The 26,919-nt window shown below is 59.8% G+C and carries 21 protein-coding genes and 2 rRNA genes; 12 read left to right on the top strand and 11 right to left on the bottom strand.

From position 1 onward, the window contains the following. Position 1 precedes the first annotated feature (1 nt). The 5 genes from IPK17_RS26280 to IPK17_RS26260 all read left to right on the top strand — a co-directional run bounded on the left by IPK17_RS26280 (position 2) and on the right by IPK17_RS26260 (position 4,407). The gene (locus tag IPK17_RS26280; RefSeq protein WP_343420658.1) at positions 2–1,528 is read left to right on the top strand and encodes a class I adenylate-forming enzyme family protein; all 1,527 of its coding nucleotides are present in this window, start codon (positions 2–4) and stop codon (positions 1,526–1,528) included. Positions 1,529–1,601: 73 nt separating this feature from the next. Then, on the top strand, positions 1,602–2,852 hold the full coding sequence (locus IPK17_RS26275) for an MFS transporter (protein ID WP_343420657.1): 1,251 nt from the start codon (positions 1,602–1,604) through the stop codon (positions 2,850–2,852). Between the two features lie 219 nt (positions 2,853–3,071). Then, positions 3,072–3,530, top strand: coding sequence for a response regulator (locus IPK17_RS26270; RefSeq protein WP_343420656.1), 459 nt, complete (start codon positions 3,072–3,074; stop codon positions 3,528–3,530). A gap of 3 nt (positions 3,531–3,533) precedes the next feature. Continuing rightward, the gene (locus IPK17_RS26265) at positions 3,534–4,016 is read left to right on the top strand and encodes a type II toxin-antitoxin system death-on-curing family toxin (protein ID WP_343420655.1); all 483 of its coding nucleotides are present in this window, start codon (positions 3,534–3,536) and stop codon (positions 4,014–4,016) included. Then, the gene (locus IPK17_RS26260; RefSeq protein ID WP_343420654.1) at positions 3,997–4,407 is read left to right on the top strand and encodes a type II toxin-antitoxin system death-on-curing family toxin; all 411 of its coding nucleotides are present in this window, start codon (positions 3,997–3,999) and stop codon (positions 4,405–4,407) included. Before IPK17_RS26265 ends, IPK17_RS26260 begins: the two co-directional genes overlap by 20 nt. Here the strand turns inward: IPK17_RS26260 and moaA are convergent. Next, on the bottom strand, positions 4,404–5,414 hold the full coding sequence (gene moaA, locus IPK17_RS26255; RefSeq protein WP_343420653.1) for a GTP 3',8-cyclase MoaA: 1,011 nt from the start codon (positions 5,412–5,414) through the stop codon (positions 4,404–4,406). The two genes, IPK17_RS26260 and moaA, sit on opposite strands and share 4 nt — an antisense overlap. A 245-nt stretch (positions 5,415–5,659) precedes the next feature. On the opposite strand from moaA, the gene IPK17_RS26250 reads away from it, so the two are divergent. Genes IPK17_RS26250 through IPK17_RS26240 form a run of 3 tightly spaced genes read left to right on the top strand, consistent with a single transcriptional unit; the run spans position 5,660 to position 9,815 of the window. Then, positions 5,660–6,604, top strand: coding sequence for a FecR domain-containing protein (locus IPK17_RS26250; RefSeq protein WP_343420652.1), 945 nt, complete (start codon positions 5,660–5,662; stop codon positions 6,602–6,604). After that, on the top strand, positions 6,604–8,856 hold the full coding sequence (locus IPK17_RS26245; protein WP_343420651.1) for a CHASE2 domain-containing protein: 2,253 nt from the start codon (positions 6,604–6,606) through the stop codon (positions 8,854–8,856). Before IPK17_RS26250 ends, IPK17_RS26245 begins: the two co-directional genes overlap by 1 nt. Further along, positions 8,853–9,815 carry an SH3 domain-containing protein gene (locus IPK17_RS26240; RefSeq protein WP_343420650.1) on the top strand — a complete coding sequence of 321 codons (963 nt, stop codon included), beginning with the start codon at positions 8,853–8,855 and terminating at the stop codon, positions 9,813–9,815. The genes IPK17_RS26245 and IPK17_RS26240 overlap by 4 nt, the downstream gene beginning before the upstream one ends. Here IPK17_RS26240 and IPK17_RS26235 read toward each other — a convergent pair. Further along, positions 9,812–10,789: a Rieske (2Fe-2S) protein gene (locus tag IPK17_RS26235; protein ID WP_343420649.1), complete on the bottom strand. Its 978-nt coding sequence runs from the start codon at positions 10,787–10,789 to the stop codon at positions 9,812–9,814. The two genes, IPK17_RS26240 and IPK17_RS26235, sit on opposite strands and share 4 nt — an antisense overlap. Positions 10,790–10,952: 163 nt before the next feature. Between IPK17_RS26235 and IPK17_RS26230 the strand changes: the two genes are divergently transcribed. Together IPK17_RS26230 and IPK17_RS26225 are read left to right on the top strand one after the other, a co-directional pair. Then, positions 10,953–11,174 carry a hypothetical protein gene (locus tag IPK17_RS26230; RefSeq protein ID WP_343420648.1) on the top strand — a complete coding sequence of 74 codons (222 nt, stop codon included), beginning with the start codon at positions 10,953–10,955 and terminating at the stop codon, positions 11,172–11,174. Beyond that, on the top strand, positions 11,171–11,824 hold the full coding sequence (locus IPK17_RS26225) for a response regulator (RefSeq protein WP_343420647.1): 654 nt from the start codon (positions 11,171–11,173) through the stop codon (positions 11,822–11,824). The genes IPK17_RS26230 and IPK17_RS26225 overlap by 4 nt, the downstream gene beginning before the upstream one ends. A gap of 47 nt (positions 11,825–11,871) precedes the next feature. Here IPK17_RS26225 and IPK17_RS26220 read toward each other — a convergent pair whose 3' ends face one another. From IPK17_RS26220 to IPK17_RS26185, 8 genes are all read right to left on the bottom strand, one after another. Further along, entirely contained in the window at positions 11,872–12,960 is a 1,089-nt protein-coding gene (locus tag IPK17_RS26220; protein ID WP_343420646.1) for a YeiH family protein, read from the bottom strand. 9 nt (positions 12,961–12,969) lie between these two features. Then, positions 12,970–13,095 carry a hypothetical protein gene (locus IPK17_RS26215; RefSeq protein ID WP_343420645.1) on the bottom strand — a complete coding sequence of 42 codons (126 nt, stop codon included), beginning with the start codon at positions 13,093–13,095 and terminating at the stop codon, positions 12,970–12,972. Between the two features lie 92 nt (positions 13,096–13,187). Then, positions 13,188–14,075 (bottom strand): LysR family transcriptional regulator, encoded by an 888-nt coding sequence (locus IPK17_RS26210; protein WP_343420644.1) that lies wholly within the window; start codon positions 14,073–14,075, stop codon positions 13,188–13,190. A 77-nt stretch (positions 14,076–14,152) separates the two neighbouring features. After that, a complete protein-coding gene (locus tag IPK17_RS26205) occupies positions 14,153–16,606 on the bottom strand; it encodes an alpha-ketoacid dehydrogenase subunit alpha/beta (RefSeq protein ID WP_343420643.1) in 2,454 nt (817 codons plus the stop codon). Between the two features lie 2 nt (positions 16,607–16,608). After that, a complete protein-coding gene (locus tag IPK17_RS26200; protein WP_343420642.1) occupies positions 16,609–17,949 on the bottom strand; it encodes a dihydrolipoyl dehydrogenase family protein in 1,341 nt (446 codons plus the stop codon). Between the two features lie 10 nt (positions 17,950–17,959). Then, a complete protein-coding gene (locus tag IPK17_RS26195) occupies positions 17,960–19,234 on the bottom strand; it encodes a dihydrolipoamide acetyltransferase family protein (protein WP_343420641.1) in 1,275 nt (424 codons plus the stop codon). Between the two features lie 3 nt (positions 19,235–19,237). After that, positions 19,238–19,663, bottom strand: coding sequence for an RbsD/FucU family protein (locus IPK17_RS26190; RefSeq protein ID WP_343420640.1), 426 nt, complete (start codon positions 19,661–19,663; stop codon positions 19,238–19,240). A 127-nt stretch (positions 19,664–19,790) separates the two neighbouring features. Next, positions 19,791–21,431 carry a fucose isomerase gene (locus IPK17_RS26185; RefSeq protein ID WP_343420639.1) on the bottom strand — a complete coding sequence of 547 codons (1,641 nt, stop codon included), beginning with the start codon at positions 21,429–21,431 and terminating at the stop codon, positions 19,791–19,793. Positions 21,432–21,880: 449 nt separating this feature from the next. Here IPK17_RS26185 and IPK17_RS26180 point away from each other — a divergent pair. Further along, positions 21,881–23,367 (top strand): 16S ribosomal RNA (locus IPK17_RS26180). A gap of 204 nt (positions 23,368–23,571) precedes the next feature. Continuing rightward, positions 23,572–26,330 (top strand): 23S ribosomal RNA (locus IPK17_RS26175). Together the 16S and 23S rRNA genes form the textbook arrangement of a ribosomal RNA operon. Before the next feature lie 335 nt (positions 26,331–26,665). Here the strand turns inward: IPK17_RS26175 and IPK17_RS26170 are convergent. Then, positions 26,666–26,905: a ChaB family protein gene (locus IPK17_RS26170; protein ID WP_343420638.1), complete on the bottom strand. Its 240-nt coding sequence runs from the start codon at positions 26,903–26,905 to the stop codon at positions 26,666–26,668. Positions 26,906–26,919 lie beyond the last annotated feature (14 nt).

Here is a 26,919-nt window from a genome sequence, read left to right as displayed (position 1 = left end):
CGTGAATCTGGCCGTTATCCTCAATCGCCATGCCTTGTATCGACCGAATCACCTCGCCGTGATCTATGGCGAGCAGCGCTTCACCTATGCCGAGTTCAACCGCTGCGTCAATCGCTTGGCGCATGGGCTGCTGCGCGCGGGCATCGCGAAAGGCGACAAGATCGCGACGATTCTGCCGAACACGCTCGAACTGCTGGAAGTCTACTGGGCGGCGGCGAAGATCGGCGTGGTCGTCGTGCCTTTGAGCAATCTGCTGCGCGGGCAGGGCTTGGCGCGCCTGCTCAATGACGCAGATACGGCGCTGGTGGTGACGGAGCGCGCGTTTGTCGAGCATCTCGACCCGCTGCGGGGTGATCTGCCGCAGATTCAGCCGGATCGCTATTTCCTGATCGATGCCGAGGATGTGCCCGGTTATTCGCCATACCGCGCGCTGGTGACGGATGTGCCGGATACCAACCCGACGGGCATCGAGATTCACCCGGATGATCCGTATAACATCATCTACAGCAGCGGGACGACTGGCCTGCCCAAAGGCATTGTGCTGACCCACCGCATTCGCGTGTTGTACGGGTTGGTCTTCGGCGCGGCGTACCGCATTGCGCCGGAGAGCGTTGTGCTCCATACGGGGTCGATCATCTTCAATGGCTCCTTCCTCACGCTGATGCCCGCCTTCTACATGGGCGCAACCTACATTCTGCATCATCACTTTGAGGTCGGATCAACCCTGCGTACTATTCAGCGCGAACGGGTGACGCACATCAAACTGGTGCCGTCGCAGATTGTGCAGCTTCTGCAATCCTCGAGCTTCAACGAGGAAACGCTCGGCTCACTGGAGATGCTCGGTTCGGTCGGCGCGCCGTTGCACCTGCCGCACAAAGAGCTGCTGCAAGCCAAGCTGCCCGGTCGCTTGATCGAGCTCTACGGTCTGACCGAAGGTTTCATGACGATCCTCGACAAATACGATTTAAGTCGCAAGCTCAATTCGGTGGGTGTGCCGCCGCCGATGATGGAACTGCGCATCGTGGATGATCAGGGCGTGGATGTGCCGCCGGGCACAGTGGGCGAAATCGTCGGCAATGGCCCGCTGCTGATGGCGGGCTATTACAAACGCCCCGACCTGACCGAGCAGGCGATCCGCAACGGGTGGCTGTTCAGCGGTGACTTAGGCTACGTCGACGAAGACGGTTTTCTGTATCTGGTGGATCGCAAAAAAGACCTAATCATCTCTGGCGGCGTCAACGTGTATCCGCGTGATATTGAAGAGATCATCTTGCAGCATGCGGCGGTCGCCGAGGCCGCGGTGATCGGCGTGCCCGACGACAAGTGGGGCGAATGCCCGGTCGCGCTGGTACGCCTGAAAGGGGAGATCGCGCCTGCCGCGCTCCGGGAGTGGATCAACGCGAGGGTCGAGGCGCGTTTTCAACGGGTGCGCGAGGTGCTTGTGCTGGACGAATTCCCCCGCAATGCGGCGGGCAAGACGCTCAAACGGGTGATGCGCGACGAGTATCTGAGCGCGCACGCCGAATGAGTCCATTACGGTTGCGCGGACGGCTGAAATCCGCTTAAGATGGCCTTCGTCACAACCTACTGAGGACTTTCATATGAGCATCAAGCGGCTGCCCATTCACTACGGCTGGATCATTGTTGGCGTTACTTTTTTCACCCTCCTGTTTGCCGCGGGCGTCCGCACGATTCCGAGCGTGATCATCAAACCTCTCGAAGCGGAATTCGGCTGGGATCGGACTACGGTGTCATTCGCGGTGGCGCTGAGCCTGTTTGCGTATGGCTTTGGTGGGCCGATTGCAGGGGCGTTGGTGGATCGCTTTGGGCCGCGCCGCGTGATGGCGTCTGGCTTAGGGCTGATTACTCTCGGCCTCATCCCGATTATGTCGATGGCCAACATCTGGGTGTTCAACCTGTTCTGGGGGCTGGTCGTCGGCATTGGCACGGGCATGATCGCCAACGTGCTCGGTGCAACGGTCGCGAACCGCTGGTTCAACACGCGCCGCGGCCTCGTGCTCGGGTTGATGGGGGCATCGGCGGCGGCAGGGCAGTTGATTTTCGTGCCCGGGGCAATTGCGCTGGCGACGAATTCCGGATGGCGCGCCGTGATTGGCACGATTGCCGTCGGCGTCGGCGTGTTGATCGTCCCGGTGGTGCTGTTCATGCGCGACCGTCCGTCCGATGTGGGACTTGAACCAGTGGGCGGTAAAGCCGTCACGTCCACCGGAGCGGCGGTCGTCGAAGCGTCGACGCCGCTGCGCGAAGCGATCAGAACGCGCGATTTCTGGCTGCTGGCGCTGAGCTTCTTCGTGTGCGGCTACACCACCAATGGCTTGATCGGCACACACTTGCTGCCACATACGGTGGAACACGGTTTCATCGAAGTGGAAACCGCGGCGGCGCTCAGTTTGATGGGGCTGATGAACATCGTCGGCACGCTGGCTTCGGGCTGGCTGACCGACCGCTACGATAACCGCAAGCTGCTGGCCACTTACTACGGGCTGCGCGCGCTCTCGCTGGCGGCGCTGCCGTTCATCATCGAAATCCGTGACCTGTATATCTTTGCGCTGATCTACGGGTTGGACTGGGTAGCGACCGTGCCGCCCACGGTCAACCTGACGGCGCGCCGCTTTGGGCGCGCTTCACTCGGCTCGATCTACGGCTGGATCTTCTGTTCACACATGATCGGCGCGGGGATCGCGGCGCAAGCGGGCGGCATCTTCCGGGATGTGCTCGGCGACTACCACCTCATTTTCCTGTCGGCGGCAATTTTCGGCTTCATCGCCGCGGGGCTGTCGCTCAGTATCTCGACGCGCCGCGCTGCTGCACCTATGCCAGTAAGTACATAGTTAATTATCGATAAATTGTGCGACATTCGGATGGCTTGGGCGTTATTAGAGTTGTCCACGCTGTAACGCCTCAATCCTGCATGACTCTTGCATCCTACCCATTTGGACTAGCCGAAAAGGTTAATCGAAAGACGGAGCATAAACCCGCCGTTTGCGTATTTCCAACCTTGGCGGAAAATTCTATACTGGATGCACTAATCTGAACTACTCAGGTGCGTTATGTCCTTACAATCTGATGTGAGTTCCGCACATCCGCGGGCGTTGGCGCTCAATGCGTCCAGCAGCGCGATTCGTGTGCTGGTTGTGGACGATCATCACCTCGTTCGGGAAGGCTACGTCTTCTTTCTCAGCCACTGCCCGGATATTGAGGTTGTGGACGAAGCGCGCAATGGCCTTGAAGCGATTGCGACCTGCCGCCGTACGCAGCCCGACGTCGTGTTGATGGATGTGGTCATGCCGCTCATGGATGGCATTCAGGCCACCCGCGCGATCCTCATGAACCAACCGCAGGTCAATATCATCGCGCTGACCGGATTCAACGACGAGGAACTGGCCGCCGAGGCGCTGCAGGCGGGCGCTGTGACCTGCCTGAGCAAGCAGACGGATCTCCGAAGCCTGTTGGAAGTCATCCGGTCTGCCGCGCAGATCAAACGCGTTCAGCCGACTGATCCGCAGTAAGCTATGCGGTATCTCTCGCTCTCCGAACTCATCTACATCAACGGCACGATCCTCAAAAATCCGCAGATCACCAGCGGGAAGCGGCATGTGCGCGACATCGATCTGCTGCAGGCAGCGGTGCTGCGTCCCGCGGCCAGCGCCTTTGGCAAGGACGCCTACCCGACGCTGCGCGAGAAAACCGCGGCGCTGCTGCATTCCATCGCGCGCAATCACCCGTTCACCGATGGCAACAAGCGCACGGCGACGGTGGGCGCAGTCTTTATGCTGGCGGTGAATGGTGAGCGGGTGGTCTGGGAGCCGACGGCGGCGCTGACCACGATTTTGCAGATCGCCGAAGGGGAGCTTGATGTGCCAGAGATCGCCGAGTGGTTACCATTAGAGGCGCAATCCCCCACGCTGCTGCCCGATGCTGACGCCGATATGCGCCATATCGCCCGAATCATTGAGGAACAGCGGTGGCTGCTGAATGAACTTGAGCGACGCTAGACCGGTGGTGTATCTGACCGCCTCCGATATTTATAACATCAACGACACGGTCACCGAAGGTCACACCTTTGTGCGAGATATCAATTTGCTGAATTCGGCGGTGCAGCGCCCCAAGCTGGTGCTGTTCGGCGAGGCGCAGTTCCCCACGCTGGTCGACAAAGCGGCCAGTCTGGTGCAATCACTGGCGTATCATCATCTGTTTGCTGATGGCAACAAGCGCACGGCCATGTACGCGCTGATCCTGTTTCTGGAGAAGAACGGGTATCAACTGGAATGGGATAACGCCGAACAGTACGCTTTCATTCTGGAAATCGCGCAGGGCAAACACGATATCCCCGCCATTGCCGCGTGGCTCGCGCCGCGCATTCAGCCGCACACCGCGACCGATTAGCCGCCGATGTAGTACATCTCGACCTTCTTGTCAGCCGCCGTCTGTTCGGTGCGAATCTCCGAGTAGCGGTCGGTGCGCTTCTTCCAGACGCCGGCCAGGATGGCGGACAGTTCCTCATCGGTTGCCCCTGCGCGCATTGGGTCGCGCAGGCTGACCCCGCGCAGCGCAAACAGACAGGTGTAAATGCTCCCATCCGCCGACAACCGCAGACGCGTACATGTGCCGCAGAAGGGCTGTGTCACCGAGGCGATCACGCCGATTTCCCCGCCGCCGTCGCGGTAGCGATGCCGTTCGGCCACCTCGCCGAAGTAGTTGCTCTCCAACGGTTCGAGCGGCAGTTCGGCGTCAATGCGCTGAATGATCTCTTTGGCAGGCACCACCTGATCCAGCTTCCAGCCGTTGCGCGTGCCCACGTCCATGAATTCGATGAAGCGCAGAATGTAGCCGTGATCTTTGCAGAAGCGCGCGAGGTCGACGATGGTGTGGTCGTTGACACCACGCTGCACCACCGCGTTAATCTTGATCGGCGTCATTCCGGCGCGTTCCGCCGCGCGAATGCCCGCCAGCACGGGCGCGACATCCGCCTTGCCGCCGTTCATCCGCCGGAACACGTCATTGTCGAGGCTGTCGAGGCTGACCGTGACGCGTGCCAACCCCGCGTCTTTGAGCGGTTGCGCGACGGCTTCCAGCAGTGACCCGTTGGTCGTCATCGCGACATCTTCGACCCCGTCAATGTGGGTGAGTTGTTCGACCAGCTCCACGATATCCCGGCGCACGAGCGGTTCGCCGCCCGTGATGCGCAGTTTGACGACGCCGAGGCCGACGGCGATCCGCGCCAAGCGCGTAATCTCCTCGTAACGGAGGATTTGCTCATGCGGGGTGAACTCAAATTTCTCGTGATACACGTCGGCGGGCATACAGTACGCACAGCGGAAATTGCAACGGTCGGTCACGGAGATGCGCAGATCACGCAGCGGACGTTTAAATTGATCAACAGGTTGGGTCATGCCAATCTATCCAGTAAACCCTAGTCAGATAGCAAATAATCCTGCACTTTTGTTCGCATATTCGCTCTTATCATGCGCCTAAACTGGCCTTTTCGTCAAGCACCACCTAGAACCACCGTCGATCCTCCTAGCGAGCCTGATAAAAAATTGTTACAATAGTTTCAGCGATATTCAGACTTACTGCGTTAACCGACCCGGTTGCCGTTGGCACCACCGCATCATAACTCTAAAGGACATCAACGGGCATGAAAAGACTAGTCGTCGCATTCTTTATTCTCAGCGTAGGCATCTTTCCTTTGCTCATTCACGCACAGAATGAACTCGCCGCAACACTCGAAGTCCTCAATGCTGGGGTGGAAGTGCAGCGCGTGAACACCCTGAACTGGATTCCGGTGAGTGTTGAAGCTATCGTCGGTGTGGGCGACCGCATTCGCACCGATGCCACCGGACGCGCCCGCATCACGTTCTTCGCTGATGGGGTGGATACCGAACTGCTGCCCGATACTGTCTACCGGATTCAGCAGTTTTCCGGCGATGATACCCAGTTCACCATTCAAGCTGAAGTGCTGCTCGGGCAGACGATCCAGCGGTTGACCCGTTTGCTGGACGCCGGGTCGAGCTACGACATCACCACGCCGACCATGACGCTGGCGGCCCGCGGGACGGCCTTTGCGATCCGCGTCGAAGAGGGTGGCCGCGCCGCGATGATCGTGACCGAAGGTACGGTGAATGCCGCGAAAGACGCCGCTGCTGCCGATGTTCCGCCAGAATTTGGCATCCGCGCGGACGCTGAACTCAGCGATGTGGTGCGCGCCGCCACGTTCGCCGAACTCGACGCTGCGATTGATGGCTGCACGGCCAGCGTTAGCACCGGGGATGATGTGAGCATCAATGTGCGCGTTGGCGCCAGCACGGATTTCCCCCGCGTTGGCACGATTGATGCGCGTGAGATCGATCGCTTCATGGGCGTGACGGAAGCGGGCGCGTGGTATCGCATCAACTTCCGCGGCGGCTTTGGCTGGATCTTGTCTTCTAGCGCAGAGATCGTCGGGCAATGCGCTGGGCTGCGGGTGTTCCCCGACAACTTTGGGCCGGAAGATACGTCGTTGTACGAGTCTGTCGGCGACCCGGTGGAGCGCGAAGCGCTCACGCTCCCTGTCATCACACCTGAGGCGACCGCGAATCCGTAATGGGGAAGCGTGTTCGAATTGGACTGCTCATCGGCGGGATCAGCGCGCTGCTGGTCCTGCTGTTCTGGTGGGGTGACTTGTTTGATCGGCTGCGCTTGCAGCTGAACGATGTCTATTTTCTCGACGCCCCGGTCACTGATCAGGTGATGCTGATCGCCATTGACGATGACAGCCTCGATGCCTATGGCCGCACGCCGGTCGAATGGTCGCGCGGCGTCTTTGCGGACCTCGTTGACATCCTCGGCGCGGCGCAGGCGCGGGTCGTCGCCTTTGACATCCTGTTTGCGCAATCCACGCCCGCTGATGCGGAGTTTGCCGCCGCCATGCGCACAGCGCGAACGGGGGAAGGCCGCACGCGCTTCATCATGCCGCTGGTCGGCGTTGAGCAGATTGAAGCCAGCGTGCCCGGCAGCCTCCGCTTCGCTGAAGTGCTGCGCCCGACTGAGACGCTTGCCGCTGAAGTTGACTACTTTGGGTTTGTGAACGCTGCCGCCGATGTCGATGAGACGGTGCGCCGCCAACCTTCGCACATCTATGCGGGGGCGGAAAATGGGTATTCCTTCGGTTTGACCGCGTTTCTAGCCTATCTGCGCATTCCCGCCGCTGCTTTTGGGCAGGTGGTGACGCTGCAGGGGCAAACGCTCACCATTGCCAATGAGCACGCGATTCCGGTAGATGCGCGCGGTTTCTGGCGGCAAAACTTCTTCACTCCGTCGAATAGTGCGGATCGCGGTATTCGCACGGTTTCATTCCACGAGGTGATCGATGGCACGGTCGATCCGGCGATCTTCGCCGATAAGGTTGTAATGGTCGGCCTGATGAACAGCGTCAATGCCCCGGACGAACGCCCAACGCCGCTGTCAGTCTCGTTAGCCGGGGTCGAGATTCACGCGCACGCCGTCGAAACCCTCATTCAGGGTATTCCACTTTACGAGCAGAGTACTGCCTCGAAGGCGCTGACGATTGTCGCGTTCAGCTTGCTGGCGGGCATCATTTACGCGCATCTGCGCTGGTACCTGATGCTGCTCGTCATGGTCAAGCTGCTGGTGGTGTGGCTCGTGTTCGCCTTCGTCACCTTCCTGACCTCGCACTGGCTGCTTAACCTGTATGACCCCATTGTCGCAATTATTCTGCCCGTGCTAGGCAGCATCGGCTGGCAAATCACGACGGAGATCAACCGCCGGCGCAGTGCCGAGCACTGGTTGGCGATCATCCAGCGGCAGAAAGAACTGCTGGAGACGGTGATCGGCGGTTCCCCGACGGGGATCGCCGTGCTGGATCGCTATGGCAGCCTGAACAGCGCGAACCACGCCTTCGACACGACCTTTGATCTCACCAAAGCGCAGCGAACGGACAAGCACTTCAGCCAGGTGCTGCAGGCGGTCGAGGTAGAGACGGAGGCGGCGCAGAAGCTGGCCAGCGGTCTGCGCGGGACGACGCCCTTCCACTTCGAATTCAAGCACAAGGGGAAGACGCTGATGGTCGATGCGGCGATTCTGCCGTCCGACGAACGCTGGGTGGTGGTTTTCCATGATGTGTCCGATCTCGCGGAGCTGAGTGAAATCAAGACCCATATGATTCGCATGCTGTCGCATGACCTCAAAAATCCGCTGGCCACGGTGATTGGCTTCAGCGAACTGCTCATCAACCCGGTGAGCGGCGAACCACTGCGCGAGACGCAGAAACGCTTTGTCGAGAACATCCGCCGCTCGGCGGGGTCGATGCTGATGATCATCAACGAGACGCTGAGCATGGAACAGCTCCGTTCTGGGCGCATGCGCAAGAAGCCCGTGGAACTGGCTGAGGTGATTCAGCAGGTGGTCAAGACGCAGCAAATCGAAATTGAGCAGCATCGCCACAACGTGCAGGTGATGCTCGAACCCGAACTGCCGCCCATCCTCGGCGATACCTTCCAGATCAGTCAGGCGCTCACCAATCTGGTCAGCAATGCGGTGAAGTACACGCCCGATGGCGGCAAAATTCAGGTGCGCTTGACGCGGGATGGGGCGTGCGCTCAGGTCGAAATTGAGGATAACGGCTACGGTATGAGCGAAGCCGCGCAGACCAATTTGTTCAAGGAGTTCTTTCGCGCCGATGCGACGGCTCACATTCGCGGGACCGGCTTAGGCTTGAGTCTCGTCAAAGCGATCACTGAAGCGCACGGCGGACAGGTGAAAGTGGTCAGCACGGAAGGACAGGGCAGCGTCTTCACGCTCATCCTGCCGCTGGCCGTAGAGGGAGTGAACGCATGAGACGGTGGCTGTTCGGGGTGCTGCTTGGCCTGATCGTCGTGACGGGGGTGAGCGCGCAGTCCCCGTATTCGGCGGTGCTGCGCATCATGAACACAGGCGTAGAACTGCGCCGCCTCAATACTGAGGCGTGGTTAGCGACGCGGCAGAACGCCGAGATGCCCTTCGGCGCGGGCGATGTCATTCGGATCAACAACCGGGGGCGCGCCCTGCTCACCTTCTGGGATGATCAGGGACACAGCGCGGAAATGATGGTGCTTCCGTACAGCACAGTCGAGATCATGCAGTTTGAGGTCGACGCGGGGACGCTGCGCCTGCAGCTCCGGTTTGCAGGGCAAGCGGGCGTGCAGCTCGGTGAGGGCGTGCGCTTTGCCGCCTTTGACATCGAGACCGATCACGGGCATGTGACCCAAGCCGCGCAGCACTTCGCGGTGCAGGCGAACGACAGCGCGACGCGCGTCATTGTCGCGGTTGGCGCGGCGGAAGTCACGGGCGCGGGGCAGATAGTCACTGTTGCGAGTGGGGAAGGCGTGCGCGTTCGCGACACGGCGATCCAGTCCTCGACGGCGCTGACGTATCCCATGAACTTCGCCAAGCTGGACAGCGCGCTCGATAGCTGCGCCGGCGTCGCCAATTCCACACTTTATCCGTCCGTCAATATCCGGCAGGGTCCCGGCGACGGCTATGACATCATCGGCGAGTTCATCAATGGTGATCCGGTTGAGATTCTCGGCACGACGCCGTTGGGCGACCGCTACCGCGTGCGCTTTTTGAGCGCTTTTGGTTGGGTCGTCGCCGACGGCATCGAAGCGACCTGCCCGGATTTGCCCGTCTTCCCCTATGAGACGCTGGAACAGGTCTACGGGGTGATTGGCTTCACCGACGCAGACCTGCGCCTCTTGGAACCGTTCTTCGGGCTGCGGCGTGATGACTACCTGTTCTATCCGCTGCCGACTAATTAGCTGGTGACGCCGCTCGCTTCGGGGTTCGGGGCGGGCAGGCGCACCTCGATTTGCGTATTGTGCACCCGCACTTCGTAGCGCGGCTCAGAGTAAGTCGACGGCCCGTGCACCACCTGCCCGGTGCGCATGTCAAAGACTGAGTCGTGCCACGGGCAGGTCACGCAGCCCTCCTCAAACTTGCCTTTTTCGAGCGGTCCGCCCGCATGGGCACACACCGCGCCCATCGCATAAATCTGCCCATCGTAGTGATAGAGCAGCACCGGATAGCCGCCCGCGCTCACGCGGCGCGATTGGCCGGGGCTGAGATCGTCGGCGTTCAGGACGGGCGTCCAGTGATGGGGCGCGTCTGGCATCGGCGCGTGATTCACCCCGACGCGCTTGTGGTAGGACATTTCGCCCCCGAGCCACGCCGAGGCCAGCAGTCCCGCGAAGCCCATCAGCGCCAGGCGCACGCCCCGCGCCTGCTGACCATTCGCCCGGGCGCGCAGCGACAGGACGTACAGCAGCAAGGCCGCGCTGTTGACGAGACCGTGCAGCGTGCCATAGGCGACGGCATCACGCTTGATGGCCGAGAAGTCGGTGAGACCGGCGAGGGCGGTCGGGACGGCGGAGATAGTGCCAATGGTCGTCAGCGTATTCGCCGTGGCGCGATGCCGCTTGCCCAGCGGCAGGAGCGACAGCACGTCAAACAGCGCCCCGAACAGCCACGCGCCGATGGTGACATCGGTCAGCAGGGGGTGCAGTGGATGCCCCAGCCATTTTCCATGCAGTACATCCGCGAGACGGCGCGTTGGTTCCCCGCCATCGAGAATCGCCTGATGTAAGGCTGATTTGATGTCTGTTCCCGCGCGTTGAAGTTCGGGCAGGGAGTCGATGAGCGGATCAACAACTTCGTGCAGATTGATTGGTGCAGGCGGCTCACCGCTGACTTGCAGGGATTGTTTCCGGCTCTTCGCTCGGCGTGTTCCGTTCATCCGTTACTCGCTCTCTCTAACTTTGACTGGCTTTATTATAACTGTAATTGTGATGGCGCAGGTGGTCAGGTGCTCACTGTCGAAGATTAGCCCTCAGACCCATTTTCAATATATAACGAAACACATAACATAGCGACGTAAGTTGATTTGAAATGTTAGTGCGATGGAAGAGCTGCCGAACATCAGGAAGATTGCGGTGCTCAAGGCGACGCCCGCGCGGCGCGCGGACTACCCGGACGCCGACACCACGATGCTGGATCCGCCGCAAGATCGCTGTCAGCCCGCGGTGAGTTTTGTCAATGACGTGCAGGTGGATGAGGTGTTAGCCGCCGCGTTCGATCTGTCGGAAGCCACAAAACGGTTTGGAAGACAAGGAAAGCCATGACGTTCGAAAAACGAATTCGTGTCCTGATCGCGGATGATCACACGGTGATGCGCTGCGGGTTGGTGGCCTTTGTCCAGCGCTGTCCCGATTTGGAACTGGTGGGTGAGGCGGAGAACGGGCGCGATGCCGTCGAGCTGGCGCTCAAGCTGCATCCCGATGTTGTACTGATGGATATGATGATGCCCATCATGGATGGGGTGACAGCGACGCGTCACATTCGCCGTAGGCGCCCGCGCACGCAGGTGTTGGCGCTCACTAACTTCCTGAGCGCGGACATGCTCGTGCGCGCCCTGAACGCGGGCGCCATTGGCTATCTGCTCAAGACCATCGGCGCAGAGGAATTGGCGACGGCTGTGCGCAATGCCTACCAGCACAAGGCGACGTTTGCGCCCGAAGCAGAAGCGCAGTTGGTGGTCGGGGTGCAAAATCCGCATCTGTGCGTGCTGACTGGACGCGAACGTGAAGTGCTCAGCCTAATGGCACGCGGTTTGAACAACGCGCAGATCGCCGAGCAGTTGACGATCAGCTTATGGACGGTCAAGAAGCATGTGAGCAACATCTTCGCTAAGCTCAAGACGACCAACCGCGCCGAAGTGATTGCGTTTGCGTATCAGCATCGGCTGCTGCCCGACTGCGGACGCTACCAGTAGGGCAATGGGTCGATGTCTCCTCTCGACCCGGCCCTAGTCTCCTGAACTTACGCGGCGGGCGGAAAGAGCACACCGAAGATCACATAGGCGACGAGCAGTGCGAGCACCGTATTGAACACGGTCGCGCCGATGTAGACCGCCAGCGGTCGCCAGCCGGCTTTACGGACTTCGGCGATCGAGAAATCGAGCCCGATGCTGATGAACGCCAGCGTGAACAGCCACTGCATGGCGTTGTTCATCGCGCTGACCGAGGCGGGCGTGAACGCGCCGACCGTCACGAGGATGCTCACGAGCGCGAACCCCAGCACAAATTTGGGGAAGCGCTGCCAGATCAGCGCCGGGCTTGGCTTTTCCGCCTCCCGGTTGACGACACTCGCGAAGTACATGGCCAGCGCGAACGCCACAAAACCAATCAACACGTTTTGCGCCGATTTAACCACCGTCGCCACGCTCTGCGCCTGCTCCGCGTAGATCGTACCCGCGCCGACGACGGCGGCGGTGGTGTCGATGTTGCCGCCAAACCACGCGCCCGCGACGGTGGGCGAAAGCTGCAGCGCGTCCGCGATGACCGGCATGAGCACCATCAAGGGCAGCGCGATCAGGATCACCAGCGCGGTGATGTAGGTGACTTCTTCTTTCTTCGCTTGCACCGAACCGGCAGCGGCGATGGCCGCGGAGACGCCGCAGATCGACACCGCGGACGCCATGATTGCTTTGAGCGTCTCCGGGAGTTTGAGCCGCCCGCCCAACCACCACGTGAAGAAAAACACGCTGACCACCATGATCAGCGCTTGCAGCAAGCCGCCGACGCCGAGCTTGAGCAGGTCGCCAAGGCTGATGCGCGCCCCGAGCAGGATGAGGCCGATCTTCAGGTAAAACTCGGTGCGAATTGCCGGGCGCACGAACTGATACTGCCCGATAGTGCGCAGGACGAAATTGGCGATCAAACCGATGATGACCGCCGTGAGCGGATATTCCAGCGGGTTGCGCGCGAAACCGTTCGCTTTGAACTGGCTGCCGATCCATTTGTCGAGCTCGGCGACCAGCAGCGTGAGGACGATGAGGAGGATCGTGCCGACGATGAATCCGCCGCGGCGGTTGGTAGTCGTAGGGGTGGAGAGCGTGGCTGTGGTCATGATTCGTTCCTACGGCGCGAGCAGATTGAACAGCGGGTAAGGGATAGTGATGGCAGTGACGGCGATCAGTAAGACGAGCAGCAAGCCGATAATCGTGGCCAGCCAATCTTCTGATAGACGAATGGGTGGTTTCATGACAGACCCCTTTGGACAACACAACCAATTAACTCTTAAAACCCTAAAGTGATTAGGTTAGTCACAAGAAAGACACTGGCGTATGCCAAATGTCATGTTTTTTTGAGGATAGAGACAAACCCCTGCGTGGCCTTGTTGAGCGTGCCGCGTTTTCGTTGGGCGATCAGATAGTTGTAGCTGTCGTCCGCGCCCTCCAGCGGAATCGCCTTGAGTGTGCCCGCCGCGGTCTCCCGGGCGATAGCGATTCCCTGCACCAGCGCGATGCCGAGACCCAATTCTACGCTGCGCTTGATCGCTTCGGTTTCACCGAGGATGATGACCGAGTCACCGCGCAGGCTGTCGGCGCCGAGCAGCCGCGACACGCGCGTATGCAGCGCGGAGCCGGGTTCACGCGTGAGGAAGATGCGGTCGCGCAGCACATCCAGACCAATGGCGGGCTGTGCGGCGAGCTCGTCGCCCGGTGCGACGATCACCACCAGGCGGTCGGGCATGAAGGCTTCGACGATCACATCCTGATGGTCGACGGGCGAGCCGACGAGACCGAGATCGATGTCACCGCGGATGAGCATGTCGAGCAAATCGGTGGTGTTGCGAATCGTCAGGCGAATGTGGTGGTTCGGGTATACTTTGCGGTACCGGCTGAGCACGTCCGGCAGGAGGTAGGTCGCCAGCGTCGGTCCAACGCCCAGTTTGAGCGTTTGCACCGCGATGCCCGCCGCGACATGCACGGCGTTGACCGTTTCATCGGCCAGAGACAACAGCTTTTCACCCTGATCGAACAGTACTTTCCCCGCTTCGGTGAGGCGCAGGCTGCGCGTGCTGCGTTCGATCAGCGGCGTGCCGAGCACCTGCTCCAGCACGGCGATCTGCTGGCTGACCGTCGGTTGGGTCATGTGCAGTTGTTCCGCCGCCCGTGTGAAGCTGCCCAGCCGCGCCACGGTCACAAACAGATGAATTTTGTGCAGATCCGGTATATTCATCGCACTTCAATCATTGAAGAGACATTAACTTCTGTCTCAATTAGATTATATTCTTGATGTTACCTTAATACTGGATATTATATCCCTAAACGATTCCGGCGTAGGTATTCCAGTGTGGTCTGAGTGGTCGTGACTTCGTGTCCCGGCAGCGGGAAGATGTGCTCGTGGATCGCGTCCAACAGCCATTCCTTCTGCGGAAAGAACGCTTCTTCCAGTTCGGCAGGTGGCGTAATCCAGTTGCGCGCGCCGACCACGACCACCGGCGCGTCCAGATCGCTGAAGGTGGCCTGCGTAATCGTCGACGCCATTGTGTGCAGGAAGGAGCCGCGCTCGGTGGCATCGGATGCCAGCACGACTTTACCCGTTTTGCGCACCGATTCCAGAATGCGCTCATAATTCAGCGGATTGATGAAGCGCGCATCGATCACTTCTGCCGACAGATTGTACTTGGTTTGCAGGTCGTTGGCCGCATCCAACGCGCGGTAGAGCGTCGCGCCGAGCGTAACGATGGTGAGATCCGTGCCGGGCCGCCGCACCGCGGGTTCGCCGAGCGGTACCTCGTAGTAGTCAAGCGGGACGCCGCCGGGGACCAGCATTTCCGGTTCGCTGTACAGCCGCTGACTCTCGAAGAATACAACCGGGTCTGTGCCGCGCAGCGCGAGGTTGAGCATGCCTTTCGCGTCGTAGGCCGTCGCGGGGAACATGACTTTCAAACCGGGGATGTGCGCCACCAGCGATGACCAGTCCTGCGAATGCTGCGCCCCGTATTTGGAGCCGACGGACACGCGCAGCACGAGCGGCATTGCCAGCAGCCCGCCAGACATGCCGATCCACTTGGACATCTGGTTGAAGACTTCATCGCCCGCGCGACCCATGAAATCGCAGTACATGAGTTCAGCGACCACCCGCCCGCCGCTCAGGGCATAGCCGACTGCCGTGCCGACAATCGCGCCCTCGCTGATCGACGTGTTGAACAGGCGGTGATAGGGCAGGCATTCGGTGAGGCCGCGGTACACGCCGAACGCGCCGCCCCAATCGCGATTCTCTTCCCCATAGGCGATCATCGTCGGGTCGATGTAGAAGCGGTGCATCATCGCTTCGTAGAGCGCTTCGGCATACGTCAGGCACTTGAGTTTGGGCATTGCTTTGCCGTCCGCGTCCAGCCCAAAGCGGAACTTCGCCCGCGTGACTTCGAGGCGGCTTTGCTCGGCGGGGAGCAGCACTTCCGGCGCGCCGTCGGCCATGCGGTCGCGCATCTGGTTGGCAAACATGAACTTCCCGATTGTGTCAACGTGCGTGTTGACGCGCGGCGACAGCTCCGGCGCGATGGCCGCCTTCAGCACCCGTTCCATCCGGCGCGTCGCGTCATCCAACAGGGCGTCAAGCTGCGCCGCGTCGGCGTGACCGTTCGTGATCAGGTATTCACGGTAGGTGACCAGTGGATCGAACGTGCGCCACAGTTCGATTTCGTCGCGCTCGCGATATGACGAGGCATCTGAGGGCGAATGTCCGGAGAAGCGATACGTCACCGTGTCCAGCAGGACCGGGCCGCGCCCCGCCAGCAGGAGCGCTTTCTTGCGCTCAATGGCATCGGCGACCGCCAGCGGATTGAAGCCGTCGATTCGTTCGGCGTGCATCGCTTCCCCGTTCACGCCCCAACCGACGCGCGCCAGCACGCCCAGACCCATCGTTTCGCCAACGGGTTGGCCGCCCATCCCATAGAAGTTGTTCAGGAAGTGGAACAACATCGGCGGCGCGCCGCCCAAGCCCCACAGCGTGCGATATTGATCCATCGCCGCGAACATCATGGCTTCCCACACCGGGCCGCAGCCCATTGATGCTTCGCCGATGTTGGCCAGCACGATCCCCGGTTGGCGGTTGACCAGCTTGAAGAGCGCTGCGCCCGTCGCGATGTCCGCCGAACCGCCGACGATGGCGTTATTTGGCATGACGCCGAACGGCGGGAAGAAGGCGTGCATCGAGCCGCCCATACCGCGGTTGAAACCCGTCGCCCGCCCGAAGATTTCGGCGAGCGTCCCGTACAGTGTGTAATCGACCGCGCGATCCGGCAGCGATGTGTGCTCGAAAGCTGAGACCACGCGGAGCGCCGCGCCGTCCATGTAGCCCTGCATGATCGCTTCCAGCGCCGCTTCGTCGAGCTTACGGATGGCGACGAATGACTTGGCGAGGATTTCGCCGTGGCTGCGATGTGAGCCGAAGATCAGATCGCTCACGTCGAGGTGGTACGCCATGCCCACGACCGCCGACTCCTGTCCAATGGAGAGATGCGCTGGGCCGCGGTGGTTGTACTCGATGCCGTGATAGCTGCCTTCGCGCTTGATCTTGTCAAGCATGGTCTCGAACTCGCGGATCAGCAGCATATCGCGGTAGATGTTGACGAGATTGGCCGAGCCGTACTTGGCGCGTTCCGCCGCCGGGTCAGCCACATACGCGTTGATCGGAATGATCGGCGCGGTCAGCTCGGCAGACTGGCGGACCACCTTGGGGTCAATCAGCAGGGATTTGGGCATGGTTAACGCAGCTCGTAGAGGGTATCGCGGAGCACTTCCGATAAGGTGGGATGCGCAAAAATCATCTGCTGCACGTCCTGCACCCGGAACTCATCTTCGAGCATGGCCGCCGCGCCGACCACGATCGACGAACATTCTCCGCCGTACAGATGTACGCCGAGCACGACGTTCGTTCGCTGATCGACGACGATCTTGCACAGGCCGCGCTGCTGGTCGTTCTCGATGAGATAGCTGGCGTTGGCGGTCAGCGGCAAGCGGGCGACGCGAACCGGAATGCCGCGCGCTTTCGCAGTGGCTTCCGTCAGGCCGACAGCCGCGATCTCCGGGTAGGTGTGCAGCGAGAAGGGCACGGTATCGATGCGGAAACGGTCGGGCGTGCCGAACATATGATTGACGGCCACCTGCGCCATACGCGCGGCGCTGTGCGCCCACATGGAGATGCCCGTCACATCACCGATGGCGTACACACCGGGGAGGTTGGTGCGCATATACTCGTCCACATGGATGTGGGTGTCATAGTCGATGCCCGCTTCTTCCAACCCCAAGCCGGCGACGTTGGGCGCGCGCTCGCCGCAGATCAGCACCAGATCCGCGGGGATGTCGTGCATCCGGTTGTCGTCCGTGATGCGCACATACTTCTCGGTGATGCTTTTCACCTGCGCGCTGAAATGAAAATCGATCGCGTTTAAGTCGCGCAGCAGCAGCGACCGAATCTCCTCGTCGATGTCCGGCAGGAGTCCGGGTTGCTCAGTGATGAGCGTGACTTTGCTGCCCGCTAGTGTGTAGATCGCTGCAAGGTTGAGCGCAATCGGTGTGCCGCCGAGGATGACGAGCGCGGACGGCAGCGTGTCATGGTCGAACAATTCGGTCGGCGTGACGACGTGCGCTAGGTCGATGCCGGGCAGTGTCGGAATGACCGGAGACGCGCCCGAGGCGATGAGGATGCGCTCGGCCGTGTAGGTCACATCCCCGGCGCGCACGGCTTTCCGTGCGATCAGCCGCGCATCCGCTTCCAGAATCACGCCGCCGCGCCGCTCGATCTGTTGGCGCACGCCGTCGCGCAGTTGCGCAACGATGCGTCCCTTGCGCGCGATCACTTCGCGCATGTCGAAGCGCACACTGTCGACATGCACGCCGAAGCGATCCGTCTCCTGCAGTTGGCGATAGATTTTGGCCGATTGGTACAGCGTTTTCGCCGGGATGCAGCCCCGGTTGATGCACACGCCGCCCAACTGGGCTTTTTCGATGAGCAGCACACGTTTGCCCGCCGCGCCGGCGCGTTCGGCGGCGGTATAGCCGCCCGCACCTGCCCCAATGATGATTAAGTCAAAGTGTGAATTCATGGTGCGGCCTCTAGAACGCGAGCAGTAAATCAAATTGGGCAAAATTGCGCGATAGTGCTTGTAAGAAACGCGCGGCGGGTGCGCCATCGACCGCGCGATGATCAATCGTCAGTGACAGATGCAGATACGGAATGAACTGCACTTCGGCATCCATCTGCATCGGCTTCAGATCGATTTTGCCGACGCCGAGAATCGCCACCTGCGGCGGATTCAGGATGGGCGTGAAGGTTTCGATCCCAAAGCTGCCGAGATTCGTCACGGTGAATGTGCCGCCGTTGAGATCGTTGCTGGTGAGCTTGCCCGCTGACTCAATCAGCCGTTTCGACTCGCGTGCCAGCGCGTGCAGTGACAGTCGATCCGCGCCGTGAATGACGGGCACGAGCAAACCGCGCGGCGAATCGACGGCAAAGCCGAGATTGACGTTCGCAGACTGGGTGATCGCGTCTTCCGACAGCGTCGCATTCAGGTCAGGAAACGTGCGCAGCGTGCGGGCGACCGCGAACAGAATCAAATCGTTAAGGCCGATGTCGCTGAGTTCGAGCGACCCAGCGCTGGCTTTGAGGCGAGCGCGATAGGCTTGCAGCGCGCGGGCATCCGCGGACGCGGTCAGCGTGAGCTGCGCGGTCGTCTGCAGCGAAGCGAGCATGCGCTCGGCGGTCACTTTGCGCACGCCACGCAGCGGAATAACCGTGGCATGGTCAGTGGTTGTGAGGAGTGGTGTTAGCGCTTGCGTTTCAGGCTCAACGGCGGGCGGTGGTGCGATAGTCTCACCCGCTGACGCCGCGAGCACGTCTTCACTTGTGATGCGTCCGCCGAGCCCGGTGCCGTTCGGCGGAATGGGCATACCCGATTCGATCAGGGCGCGCGCCGCCGGGGTGAGCCGGGGGAGCGTCGCGGCGAGCACATCACGCTCTATGATGCGGCCTTGCGCGCCCGAGCCGATCCGCGTTGACAGATCGACGCCGTTTTGGGCGGCGCGTTTGCGGGCGCGCGGAGATGCGGCGAGCGTGTCGGCGGCCGGGATGGGTGGGGCGGCGGGGTGTTCGCCCGCCTGCCCAATCACGGCAATCGGTGTTTTGACGGGGACTTCATCCCCGGCTTGATAGTAGGTTTCCAGCAGGATGCCAGCAGCGCTGCTTTCAATTTCGAGGACGGCTTTGTCCGTCTCGATGTCGAGCAGAATCTCACCTTTGGCGACCGGTTCGCCGATGTTTTTGCGCCAGCGGTAGATGATGCACGTTTCGACGCTGTTGCCTTGCTGCGGCATCACGACCGTAGACGCCATCGATTACACCGCGGGCGGGGGCACAACCCCGATCGTGAGCAGAATGTTGGCGTAAATGCGCTGTTCGCCCGTGGCGATCACCAGCGAGACATCCGAGCCGCGCGCCATATCGTAGAACTCAAAGCGACCGAGCTTTTGCAGTTCTGTCCCCGGCAGCAGCTTGCGAAATTCGGTGAAAATCGCCTGATCGGAACCGTCAGGCGGGGTCATGACGTGCGCCGCTTCAATCGGAATCGCCGTGACGAGCCCTTCGAGCACCTGCGTTGCCGTCAGAATGCCGGGCATGAAGTTGAGGTAGACACGTTCGGCGGCGGGATTGGCGCGGGTGATGAACGGGTAGTTGCCATCGGCGATGAGGATAGTGCTGCCATGACCGGAGGCGCCGAGAACCTGAAGAATCGTCGGGTGCAGTAACTGCGTTTTCAGCATGATGGTCTCTCAAAAAGTTGAAGTTGTGCTCTGTAATCGTTGCCACAGCCTGATTATCAGAGCGTTAAGGTTGACTGTCAAGCAACTTAACCGGGAGCGCGGACACACCGCACTCCCGGTACCAATCCTAACCGACCTGCACCGAACCACACAGGTGCACGTGCAGACCCATCGCTGCGAACATGGCTGCTTTCGCCGCCAGCGCCTTATCCGCGTCAGCGGGCGAGGGCGCGTAGACCACGTTCAGGTGATTCGCCTTGTGACGCCCCATCATCTGCTCGCGATTCACGCCGTGCAGCACCGCGTGCATAATGGGCCACTGGGGGGTCGTCAGATTCCAGCGGCGCTCGGTTTCCTCGCGCGGCAGTTCAATCACGGTGCCGCGACCAATATCGACGTGCAGCGCGTTGTTCATGGTGTAAACACGGCTCCACACGATTTCGCCGGGCTGGCTGACGCCCTTGAGCGTGCCGCCGCCCAAGCGGAAATACATGCTCGGCTGGCGTTCGCTTACCGCGCCCGCATAGCCATCGATGAAGTGCGAGGCTGGGGCTGCGCCCGAAATCAGGAACACCCACACGTATTGATCGCCGTAGGGATCGCCCCAGCGCAGGTCGTGCAATGTCGTCGACGGGTCGTAGCCCATCGCCGACCATACGCGGTTAGTCACCAGGGCATCGAGACCTGCGCCTTCGTCCACTTCATTGAAGTGCGGCAGCGCCTTGCCCGCGTACAGTTCTTTCCCGGTCTGCGCATCATAGACGGGGGGACGATCCGGGTTGTTGAGCAGGCCTTCGACCAGATCGGAGGCAGGAACGAGGTCTTTCAAGCCCTGCTGATACTGGATGCCGATGGCGTCACAGCCAAATTCATCCGCGATGCGCACGGCAGCGATGTACATCTTGCACTGTTCGTGGATCTGCGCGTTAGTCAGTTCGGTTTCTTCGTTCGTCCCGGTGACGAATTTGACGCCGCGCGCATCCAACCACGCACGGATGGCCTGTGCTTCCACATCACTGACGAGGCGCATGCCCGCGACCAACGCCGACTGGCTGAGCCGTTCCTTATAGACGCCGGTGGGATTGAGCAGTTCGTCATCGATGATGGCGTTGTACATGCCCATGCAGCCTTCGTCGAAGATGCCCATAATCGCTTTTTCGCGCTGGAGCTGCTCGGCGAGCTTGCGCCCGAGTTCGGCTTCCGCAGCGGGCAGGGCGGCGGCATTCAGGTCGCGGACGTGGCTGGCGTCGTGCGTGATTTCGCCGGTTTGCAGCCACTGACGAATGCCGTTGAGGAAATACTCGTCGGTGAAGTCTTCGCTCCAGAGCGTGCTGTACTTGATGCCAGCCTTGGTCAGCGAGCCGTTGAGGTTGAGCATGCCGACCAGCCCCGGCCATTCGCCGCTCCAGTTGGCGACAGTCAGAATGGGGCCGCGGTGGCTGCGCAGGCCGGCCAGCACATGGTGACTGTACTGCCACACGGCTTCCGCGACAATCAGCTTGGCATTCGGGTCAATCGACTTGAACACGTCCATGCCCATACGCTGGTTGCTGATGAAACCATGCTTTTCGGCGGGGTCGTAGGGGTGCCCGCGCTTGACGGTGATGCCTTCGCGCGCGAACGCGGCGATCACCGTGGCTTCCATCCCGGCCTGCGCCGCCCAGCATTTTTGATTCGCAGACAGGCGCAGGTCGCCGCTGGCGATGAGGATCGCCTCGTTCGCAGCGACCGGTTCATAGCTGGTAATTTGGGGGAACTGATAGGCCATAAAAAGTGACTCCTTTAAAGTAAGCTCCCTTTAACTTCGGTGATTGTAACGCTTTTCCGGGGGATCAGCAGGCGGATTGCCAGAATCGTCCGTAGTCTGCGGGTGACGACAAGTCGCAGTGTTGGATTGAGGGGAAATCAGCCTTGACTGAGCGTTGGTTTCCAGTATAATTCCTGAACTTCTGACTTCTGGATGCGCGGGCAGCAGCCCGCAGACCCCAATCATCCGATTACAACTCAAATAGTCAGGACCCGGCATCGATGACGGTTACCGGACCATCGAGCCGTGTTTTTTGTCGCGTGGTGTGTCGATACGTTCGAGCACTAGGCGAAAAACGGCCTTGACGACGAGCGAAGTTGGAGTATAATTCTCAAACAAGTAAGCGACTTGCAAATAAGTCGCCGAACGCACCTTAACAACAGAAAAGTGCGACAGAAAGAGCCAAAACAATAACGGAGAGTTTGATCCTGGCTCAGGATGAACGCTGGCGGCGTGCTTAACACATGCAAGTCGAACGATCGCAAGATAGTGGCGCACGGGTGAGGAACACGTAGCTAACCTGCCTTTGGGTCTGGGATAACGTCGCGAAAGTGACGCTAAGACCGGATAAGCTCCCGGGTTGTAGAGACCAGAGAGAAAAGGGGCAAGACGCCCGAAGAGGGGGCTGCGGCGCATCAGCTAGTTGGTGGGGTAAAGGCTTACCAAGGCAACGACGCGTAAGGGGTCTGAGAGGATGATCCCTCACACTGGGACTGAGACACGGCCCAGACTCCTACGGGAGGCAGCAGTGAGGAATATTGCACAATGGGGGCAACCCTGATGCAGCGACGCCGCGTGGGTGATGACGGCCTTCGGGTTGTAAAGCCCTTTTGCCACTGACGAGAACGGACGGTAGGTGGCGAATAAGCCTCGGCTAACTACGTGCCAGCAGCCGCGGTAAAACGTAGGAGGCGAGCGTTATCCGGAGTTACTGGGCGTAAAGCGTGCGCAGGCGGTGCCATAAGTCAGGTGTGAAAGGTTCCGGCTCAACCGGGAAAACGCGCTTGAGACTGTGGGACTAGAGTGGGATAGAGGGACGTGGAATTCCGGGTGGAGCGGTGAAATGTGTAGAGATCCGGAGGAACACCAGAGGCGCAAGCGGCGTCCTGGGTCCCAACTGACGCTGAGGCACGAAAGCTTGGGGAGCGAACGGGATTAGAGACCCCGGTAGTCCAAGCCGTAAACGATGCAGACTCGGTGTCCACTCTCGCAAGGGAGGGGGCGCCACAGCTAACGCGATAAGTCTGCCGCCTGGGGAGTACGGTCGCAAGACTAAAACTCAAAGGAATTGACGGGGGCCCGCACAAGCAGCGGAGCGTGTGGTTTAATTCGAGGCTACACGAAGAACCTTACCCGGGTTTGACATAGGCGTAGTAGCGAGCCGAAAGGTGAGCGACCGCAAGGAGCGTCTACAGGTGCTGCATGGCTGTCGTCAGCTCGTGTCGTGAGATGTTCGGTTAAGTCCGAAAACGAGCGCAACCCCCGGGGTCAGTTACACGTGTCTGGCCCGACTGCCTGCGAGAAGCAGGAGGAAGGTGGGGATGACGTCAAGTCAGCATGGCCTTTATATCCGGGGCTACACACACGCTACAATGGTCGGTACAGTGGGTTGCGAGACCGCGAGGTGGAGCCAATCCCCCAAAGCCGATCGTAGTTCGGATTGCAGGCTGCAACTCGCCTGCATGAAGCCGGAGTTGCTAGTAACCGCGTATCAGCCACGGCGCGGTGAATACGTTCCCGGGCCTTGTACACACCGCCCGTCACGTCATGGGAGCTGGTCATGCCTGAAGTCGGAGAGCCAACCTTACGGGGGCAACCGCCGAAGGCAGGGCGGGTGACTGGGACGAAGTCGTAACAAGGTAGCTGTACCGGAAGGTGCGGCTGGATCACCTCCTTTCTGAGAAACAAACGGGCTGACGCCGAGAGGCAAAGCCCAAAGCAACACCTTTGAACACGAACCTTCGTGTTGAAGGCTCTTTCTGTCCACTTTTCTGCTGTTAAGTCCAGCAGAGCGCGATCACCCTGATCGCAAACGCACCTTAACAACTGAAATTGTCATAGCGCATCAATCACAAAAGTATCAGTATCCGTGCAACACAGGTTCAAAGCGGATAAGAGCATACGGGGGATGCCTTGGCGTCAAGTGCCGATGAAGGACGTGGTACACTGCGAAAAGCGTGGATGAGGCGTGTGCAGCCGTAATAATCCACGATGTCCGAATGGGGGAAACCCGGCAGGCGTGAGCCTGTCACCCCGCGAGGGGAGGGAACCGGGCGAACTGAAACATCTCAGTAGCCCGAGGAAAAGAGAAGGATTCTGCGAGTAGTGGCGAGCGAAAGCGGAAGAGCCCAAACCAGCGCAAGCTGGGGTTGTAGGACCTCTATCAGCAACCGAAACTGAACCGAACGGCTTGGGAAAGCCGACCAGAGGGGGTGAGAGTCCCGTAGGTGAAGGGGACGGTTGTGGGGGGTATCCTGAGTACCACAAGGCACGCTAACCTGGTGGGAAGCTGGGACGACCACGTTCCAAGGCTAAATACACTTGACGACCGATAGCGCAAGAGTACAGTGATGGAAAGGTGAAAAGAACCCCGGCGAGGGGAGTGAAAGAGATCTGAAACCGTATGCTTACAGACGGTCAGAGGGGGTAACCCCTGATGGCGTGCCTATTGGAGAATGAGCCCGCGAGTCAATAGCTGTGGCCAGCTTAAGGGAGTGACACCCGGAGGCGAAGCGAAAGCGAGTCTGAATAGGGCGATTAGTGGCAGTTATTGGACACGAAACCAGACGAGCTAACCATGTGCAGGGTGAAAGTCCGGTGACACGGACGGGAGGCCCGAACTCACGTTTATTGCAAAAAACGGGGATGACATGTGGTTAGGGGTGAAATGCCAAACGAGTTTGGAGATAGCTTGTTCTCTCCGGAAATAACTTTAGGGTTAGCGTGTGGTGATGACGACCGGAGGTAGAGCACTGAATGGGCTAGGGGGCTGTGAGCTTACCGAACCCAATCAAACTGCGAATGCCGGTCGGTGAGCCATGCAGTCGGACGACTGGAGATGAGTTCAGCCGTCGAGAGGGGAAAGAACCCAGACCCCCGGTTAAGGTCCTGAAGTTCATGCTCAGTGGGAAACGATGTGGTCGTGTTGAGACAGCCAGGAGGTTGGCTTAGAAGCAGCCATCCTTGAAAGAGTGCGTAACAGCTCACTGGTCGAACGCGACTGCGCGGAAAATGGAACGGGGCTGTAAGCATGACACCGAAACCAGGGACTTGCGTAAGCAAGTGGTAGGAGAGCGTCCCCACAGCGGTGAAGTCGCACGGGCAACGTGCGGTGGAGTGGTGGGGAGTGAGAATGCGGGCATGAGTAGCGAGAACGTTGTGAGAACCAACGTCGCCGGTAGTCTAAGGTTTCCGACGGAAGGTCAGTCCACGTCGGGTGAGTCGAGCCTAAGCCGAGGCTGGAAAGCGTAGGCGATGGACAGCAGGTCAAAATTCCTGCACCAGTATGTGGAGCGAAGCAGCACATCGCTTGAAGGTAGCCGTTAGCGGGTGGATGTTAACGGATGCTGGATGGGGGTCAAGAAAAGACTGCGGAGCGGTGAAGCATACTGACCGTACCCCCAAACCGACACAGGTAGACGAGTAGAGGATACTAAGGCGAACGGGAGAACCTCTGTTAAGGAACTCGGCAAAATAGCCCTGTAACTTCGGGAGAAAGGGCGCCCCCTGCAAGGGGTCGCAGTGAAAGGGCTCTACCGACTGTTTACCAAAAACACAGGTCTGTGCTAACGCGCAAGCGGACGTATACGGGCTGACGCCTGCCCAGTGCCGGAAGGTTAAGAGGAGCGGTGCAAGCTGCGAATTGAAGCCCCGGTGAACGGCGGCCGTAACTATAACGGTCCTAAGGTAGCGAAATTCCTTGTCGGGTAAGTTCCGACCCGCACGAAAGGCGTAACGAGTGGAGCGCTGTCTCAACAGGGGACCCGGCGAAATTGAAGTACGTGTGAAGATGCGCGTGACCCGCAGCAGGACAAAAAGACCCCGTGGAGCTTTACTGTAGCCTGTCATTGCGTTAGGACTGCGTTTGTGTAGGATAGCTGGGAGAGGGAGAAGCTGGGTCGCTAGGCTCGGTGGACCCGACGGTGAAATACCAGCCTGACGTGGTTTTGACCCTAACCCTTCGGGGGACAGTGGCAGGTGGGCAGTTTGACTGGGGCGGTCGCCTCCTAAAAGGTAACGGAGGCGTTCAAAGGTTGGCTCAGGCTGAATGGAAACCAGCCAGTGAGTGCAAAGGCACAAGCCAGCTTGACTGCGAGGCCAACGCGCCGAGCAGAGACGAAAGTCGGACTTAGTGATCCTACGACTCCGAGTGGAAGGGTCGTAGCTACCGGATAAAAGCTACCCCGGGGATAACAGGCTAGTCTTGTCCAAGAGTTCACATCGACGACAAGGCTCGGCACCTCGATGTCGGCTCATCGCATCCTGGGGCTGGATAAGGTCCCAAGGGTTGGGCTGTTCGCCCATTAAAGCGGTACGTGAGCTGGGTTCAGACCGTCGTGAGACAGGTCGGTCTCTATCCGCTGTGGGCGTCGGGAGTTTGAGAGGATCTGCCCCTAGTACGAGAGGACCGGGGTGGACGGAGCGCTTGTGTGTCGGTTGTCGTGCCAACGGCACAGCCGAGTAGCAATCTCCGGAGCAGATAACCGCTGAAAGCATCTAAGTGGGAAACTGACCTCAAGATGAGACTCCCCATCGCGAAAGCGAGTAAGACCCCAGGTAGACGACCTGGTTGATAGGCGGGAGGTGGAAGCGCAGTAATGTGTGGAGCTGACCCGTACTAATGGTCGAGGGCTTTGAGTTCTGTATTGCGCGGATACAGGTACTTTTGAACGCTGTGACAATTTCAGTTGTGACTTAACAAAGCGCGTGAGCTAACTTGCTCACGCGCTTTTTGTTTCTTTCGCCAGTATCATTTTAGATTCATAGTATCAGGTAATAGCGAGATGTCCCCTTCTAAATCCAGAAGGGGATGCCAAATCGAGCAGATATTCGAGTGACGACACAGTGTCCGAAACATAAACTCCAGGTGCTGTTTCCTTCCTAAAAATCGCATTTACATCATGTAGCATTGGAAATCCTCAAGAAACCTTCCTCTGGAAGCGCGTAAGTGACAAACTTGCGCGCTTCCTATTTAATTAATCGTCCGTACGTAGACGCCACTTGCCCGACTTCTCGTCTTTCTGATACTTTCGTTTGACCGCCGCCCACGCGACCTGATGTGCGGTTTCTTCGCGGGTATCATCGCCGCGCCGCTCACTCGGCTGGTCGTACTGCTCCCACGCGCTGTTGAACGCCGCGAGGTAAATCTCCTGCGCGTGTTCGGGCACGTTATCGCGCACGCTCTCCGGCAAGTCGTTGATCGTCTGATAAGGCATGTTTCAACCCTCCA

It is taken from the genome of Candidatus Flexifilum breve, assembly GCF_016713355.1.
The sequence above is the reverse complement of the archived record's forward strand: the minus strand, read 5'-3'. Positions and strand labels throughout refer to the sequence as shown.

What these genes read in the sequence shown, in the direction of transcription:
- IPK17_RS26260 (WP_343420654.1), top strand. Translation starts at nt 3,997, where the DNA reads ATGAACTTGAGCGACGCTAGACCGGTGGTGTATCTGACCGCCTCCGAT.
- IPK17_RS26205 (WP_343420643.1), bottom strand. Translation starts at nt 16,606, where the DNA reads ATGCCCAAATCCCTGCTGATTGACCCCAAGGTGGTCCGCCAGTCTGCC.
- IPK17_RS26245 (WP_343420651.1), top strand. Translation starts at nt 6,604, where the DNA reads ATGGGGAAGCGTGTTCGAATTGGACTGCTCATCGGCGGGATCAGCGCG.
- IPK17_RS26230 (WP_343420648.1), top strand. Translation starts at nt 10,953, where the DNA reads ATGGAAGAGCTGCCGAACATCAGGAAGATTGCGGTGCTCAAGGCGACG.
- IPK17_RS26185 (WP_343420639.1), bottom strand. Translation starts at nt 21,431, where the DNA reads ATGGCCTATCAGTTCCCCCAAATTACCAGCTATGAACCGGTCGCTGCG.
- IPK17_RS26275 (WP_343420657.1), top strand. Translation starts at nt 1,602, where the DNA reads ATGAGCATCAAGCGGCTGCCCATTCACTACGGCTGGATCATTGTTGGC.
- IPK17_RS26225 (WP_343420647.1), top strand. Translation starts at nt 11,171, where the DNA reads ATGACGTTCGAAAAACGAATTCGTGTCCTGATCGCGGATGATCACACG.
- IPK17_RS26235 (WP_343420649.1), bottom strand. Translation starts at nt 10,789, where the DNA reads ATGAACGGAACACGCCGAGCGAAGAGCCGGAAACAATCCCTGCAAGTC.
- IPK17_RS26250 (WP_343420652.1), top strand. Translation starts at nt 5,660, where the DNA reads ATGAAAAGACTAGTCGTCGCATTCTTTATTCTCAGCGTAGGCATCTTT.
- IPK17_RS26190 (WP_343420640.1), bottom strand. Translation starts at nt 19,663, where the DNA reads ATGCTGAAAACGCAGTTACTGCACCCGACGATTCTTCAGGTTCTCGGC.
- IPK17_RS26195 (WP_343420641.1), bottom strand. Translation starts at nt 19,234, where the DNA reads ATGGCGTCTACGGTCGTGATGCCGCAGCAAGGCAACAGCGTCGAAACG.
- IPK17_RS26240 (WP_343420650.1), top strand. Translation starts at nt 8,853, where the DNA reads ATGAGACGGTGGCTGTTCGGGGTGCTGCTTGGCCTGATCGTCGTGACG.
- moaA (WP_343420653.1), bottom strand. Translation starts at nt 5,414, where the DNA reads ATGACCCAACCTGTTGATCAATTTAAACGTCCGCTGCGTGATCTGCGC.
- IPK17_RS26265 (WP_343420655.1), top strand. Translation starts at nt 3,534, where the DNA reads ATGCGGTATCTCTCGCTCTCCGAACTCATCTACATCAACGGCACGATC.
- IPK17_RS26200 (WP_343420642.1), bottom strand. Translation starts at nt 17,949, where the DNA reads ATGAATTCACACTTTGACTTAATCATCATTGGGGCAGGTGCGGGCGGC.
- IPK17_RS26210 (WP_343420644.1), bottom strand. Translation starts at nt 14,075, where the DNA reads ATGAATATACCGGATCTGCACAAAATTCATCTGTTTGTGACCGTGGCG.
- IPK17_RS26270 (WP_343420656.1), top strand. Translation starts at nt 3,072, where the DNA reads ATGTCCTTACAATCTGATGTGAGTTCCGCACATCCGCGGGCGTTGGCG.
- IPK17_RS26170 (WP_343420638.1), bottom strand. Translation starts at nt 26,905, where the DNA reads ATGCCTTATCAGACGATCAACGACTTGCCGGAGAGCGTGCGCGATAAC.
- IPK17_RS26220 (WP_343420646.1), bottom strand. Translation starts at nt 12,960, where the DNA reads ATGACCACAGCCACGCTCTCCACCCCTACGACTACCAACCGCCGCGGC.
- IPK17_RS26215 (WP_343420645.1), bottom strand. Translation starts at nt 13,095, where the DNA reads ATGAAACCACCCATTCGTCTATCAGAAGATTGGCTGGCCACGATTATC.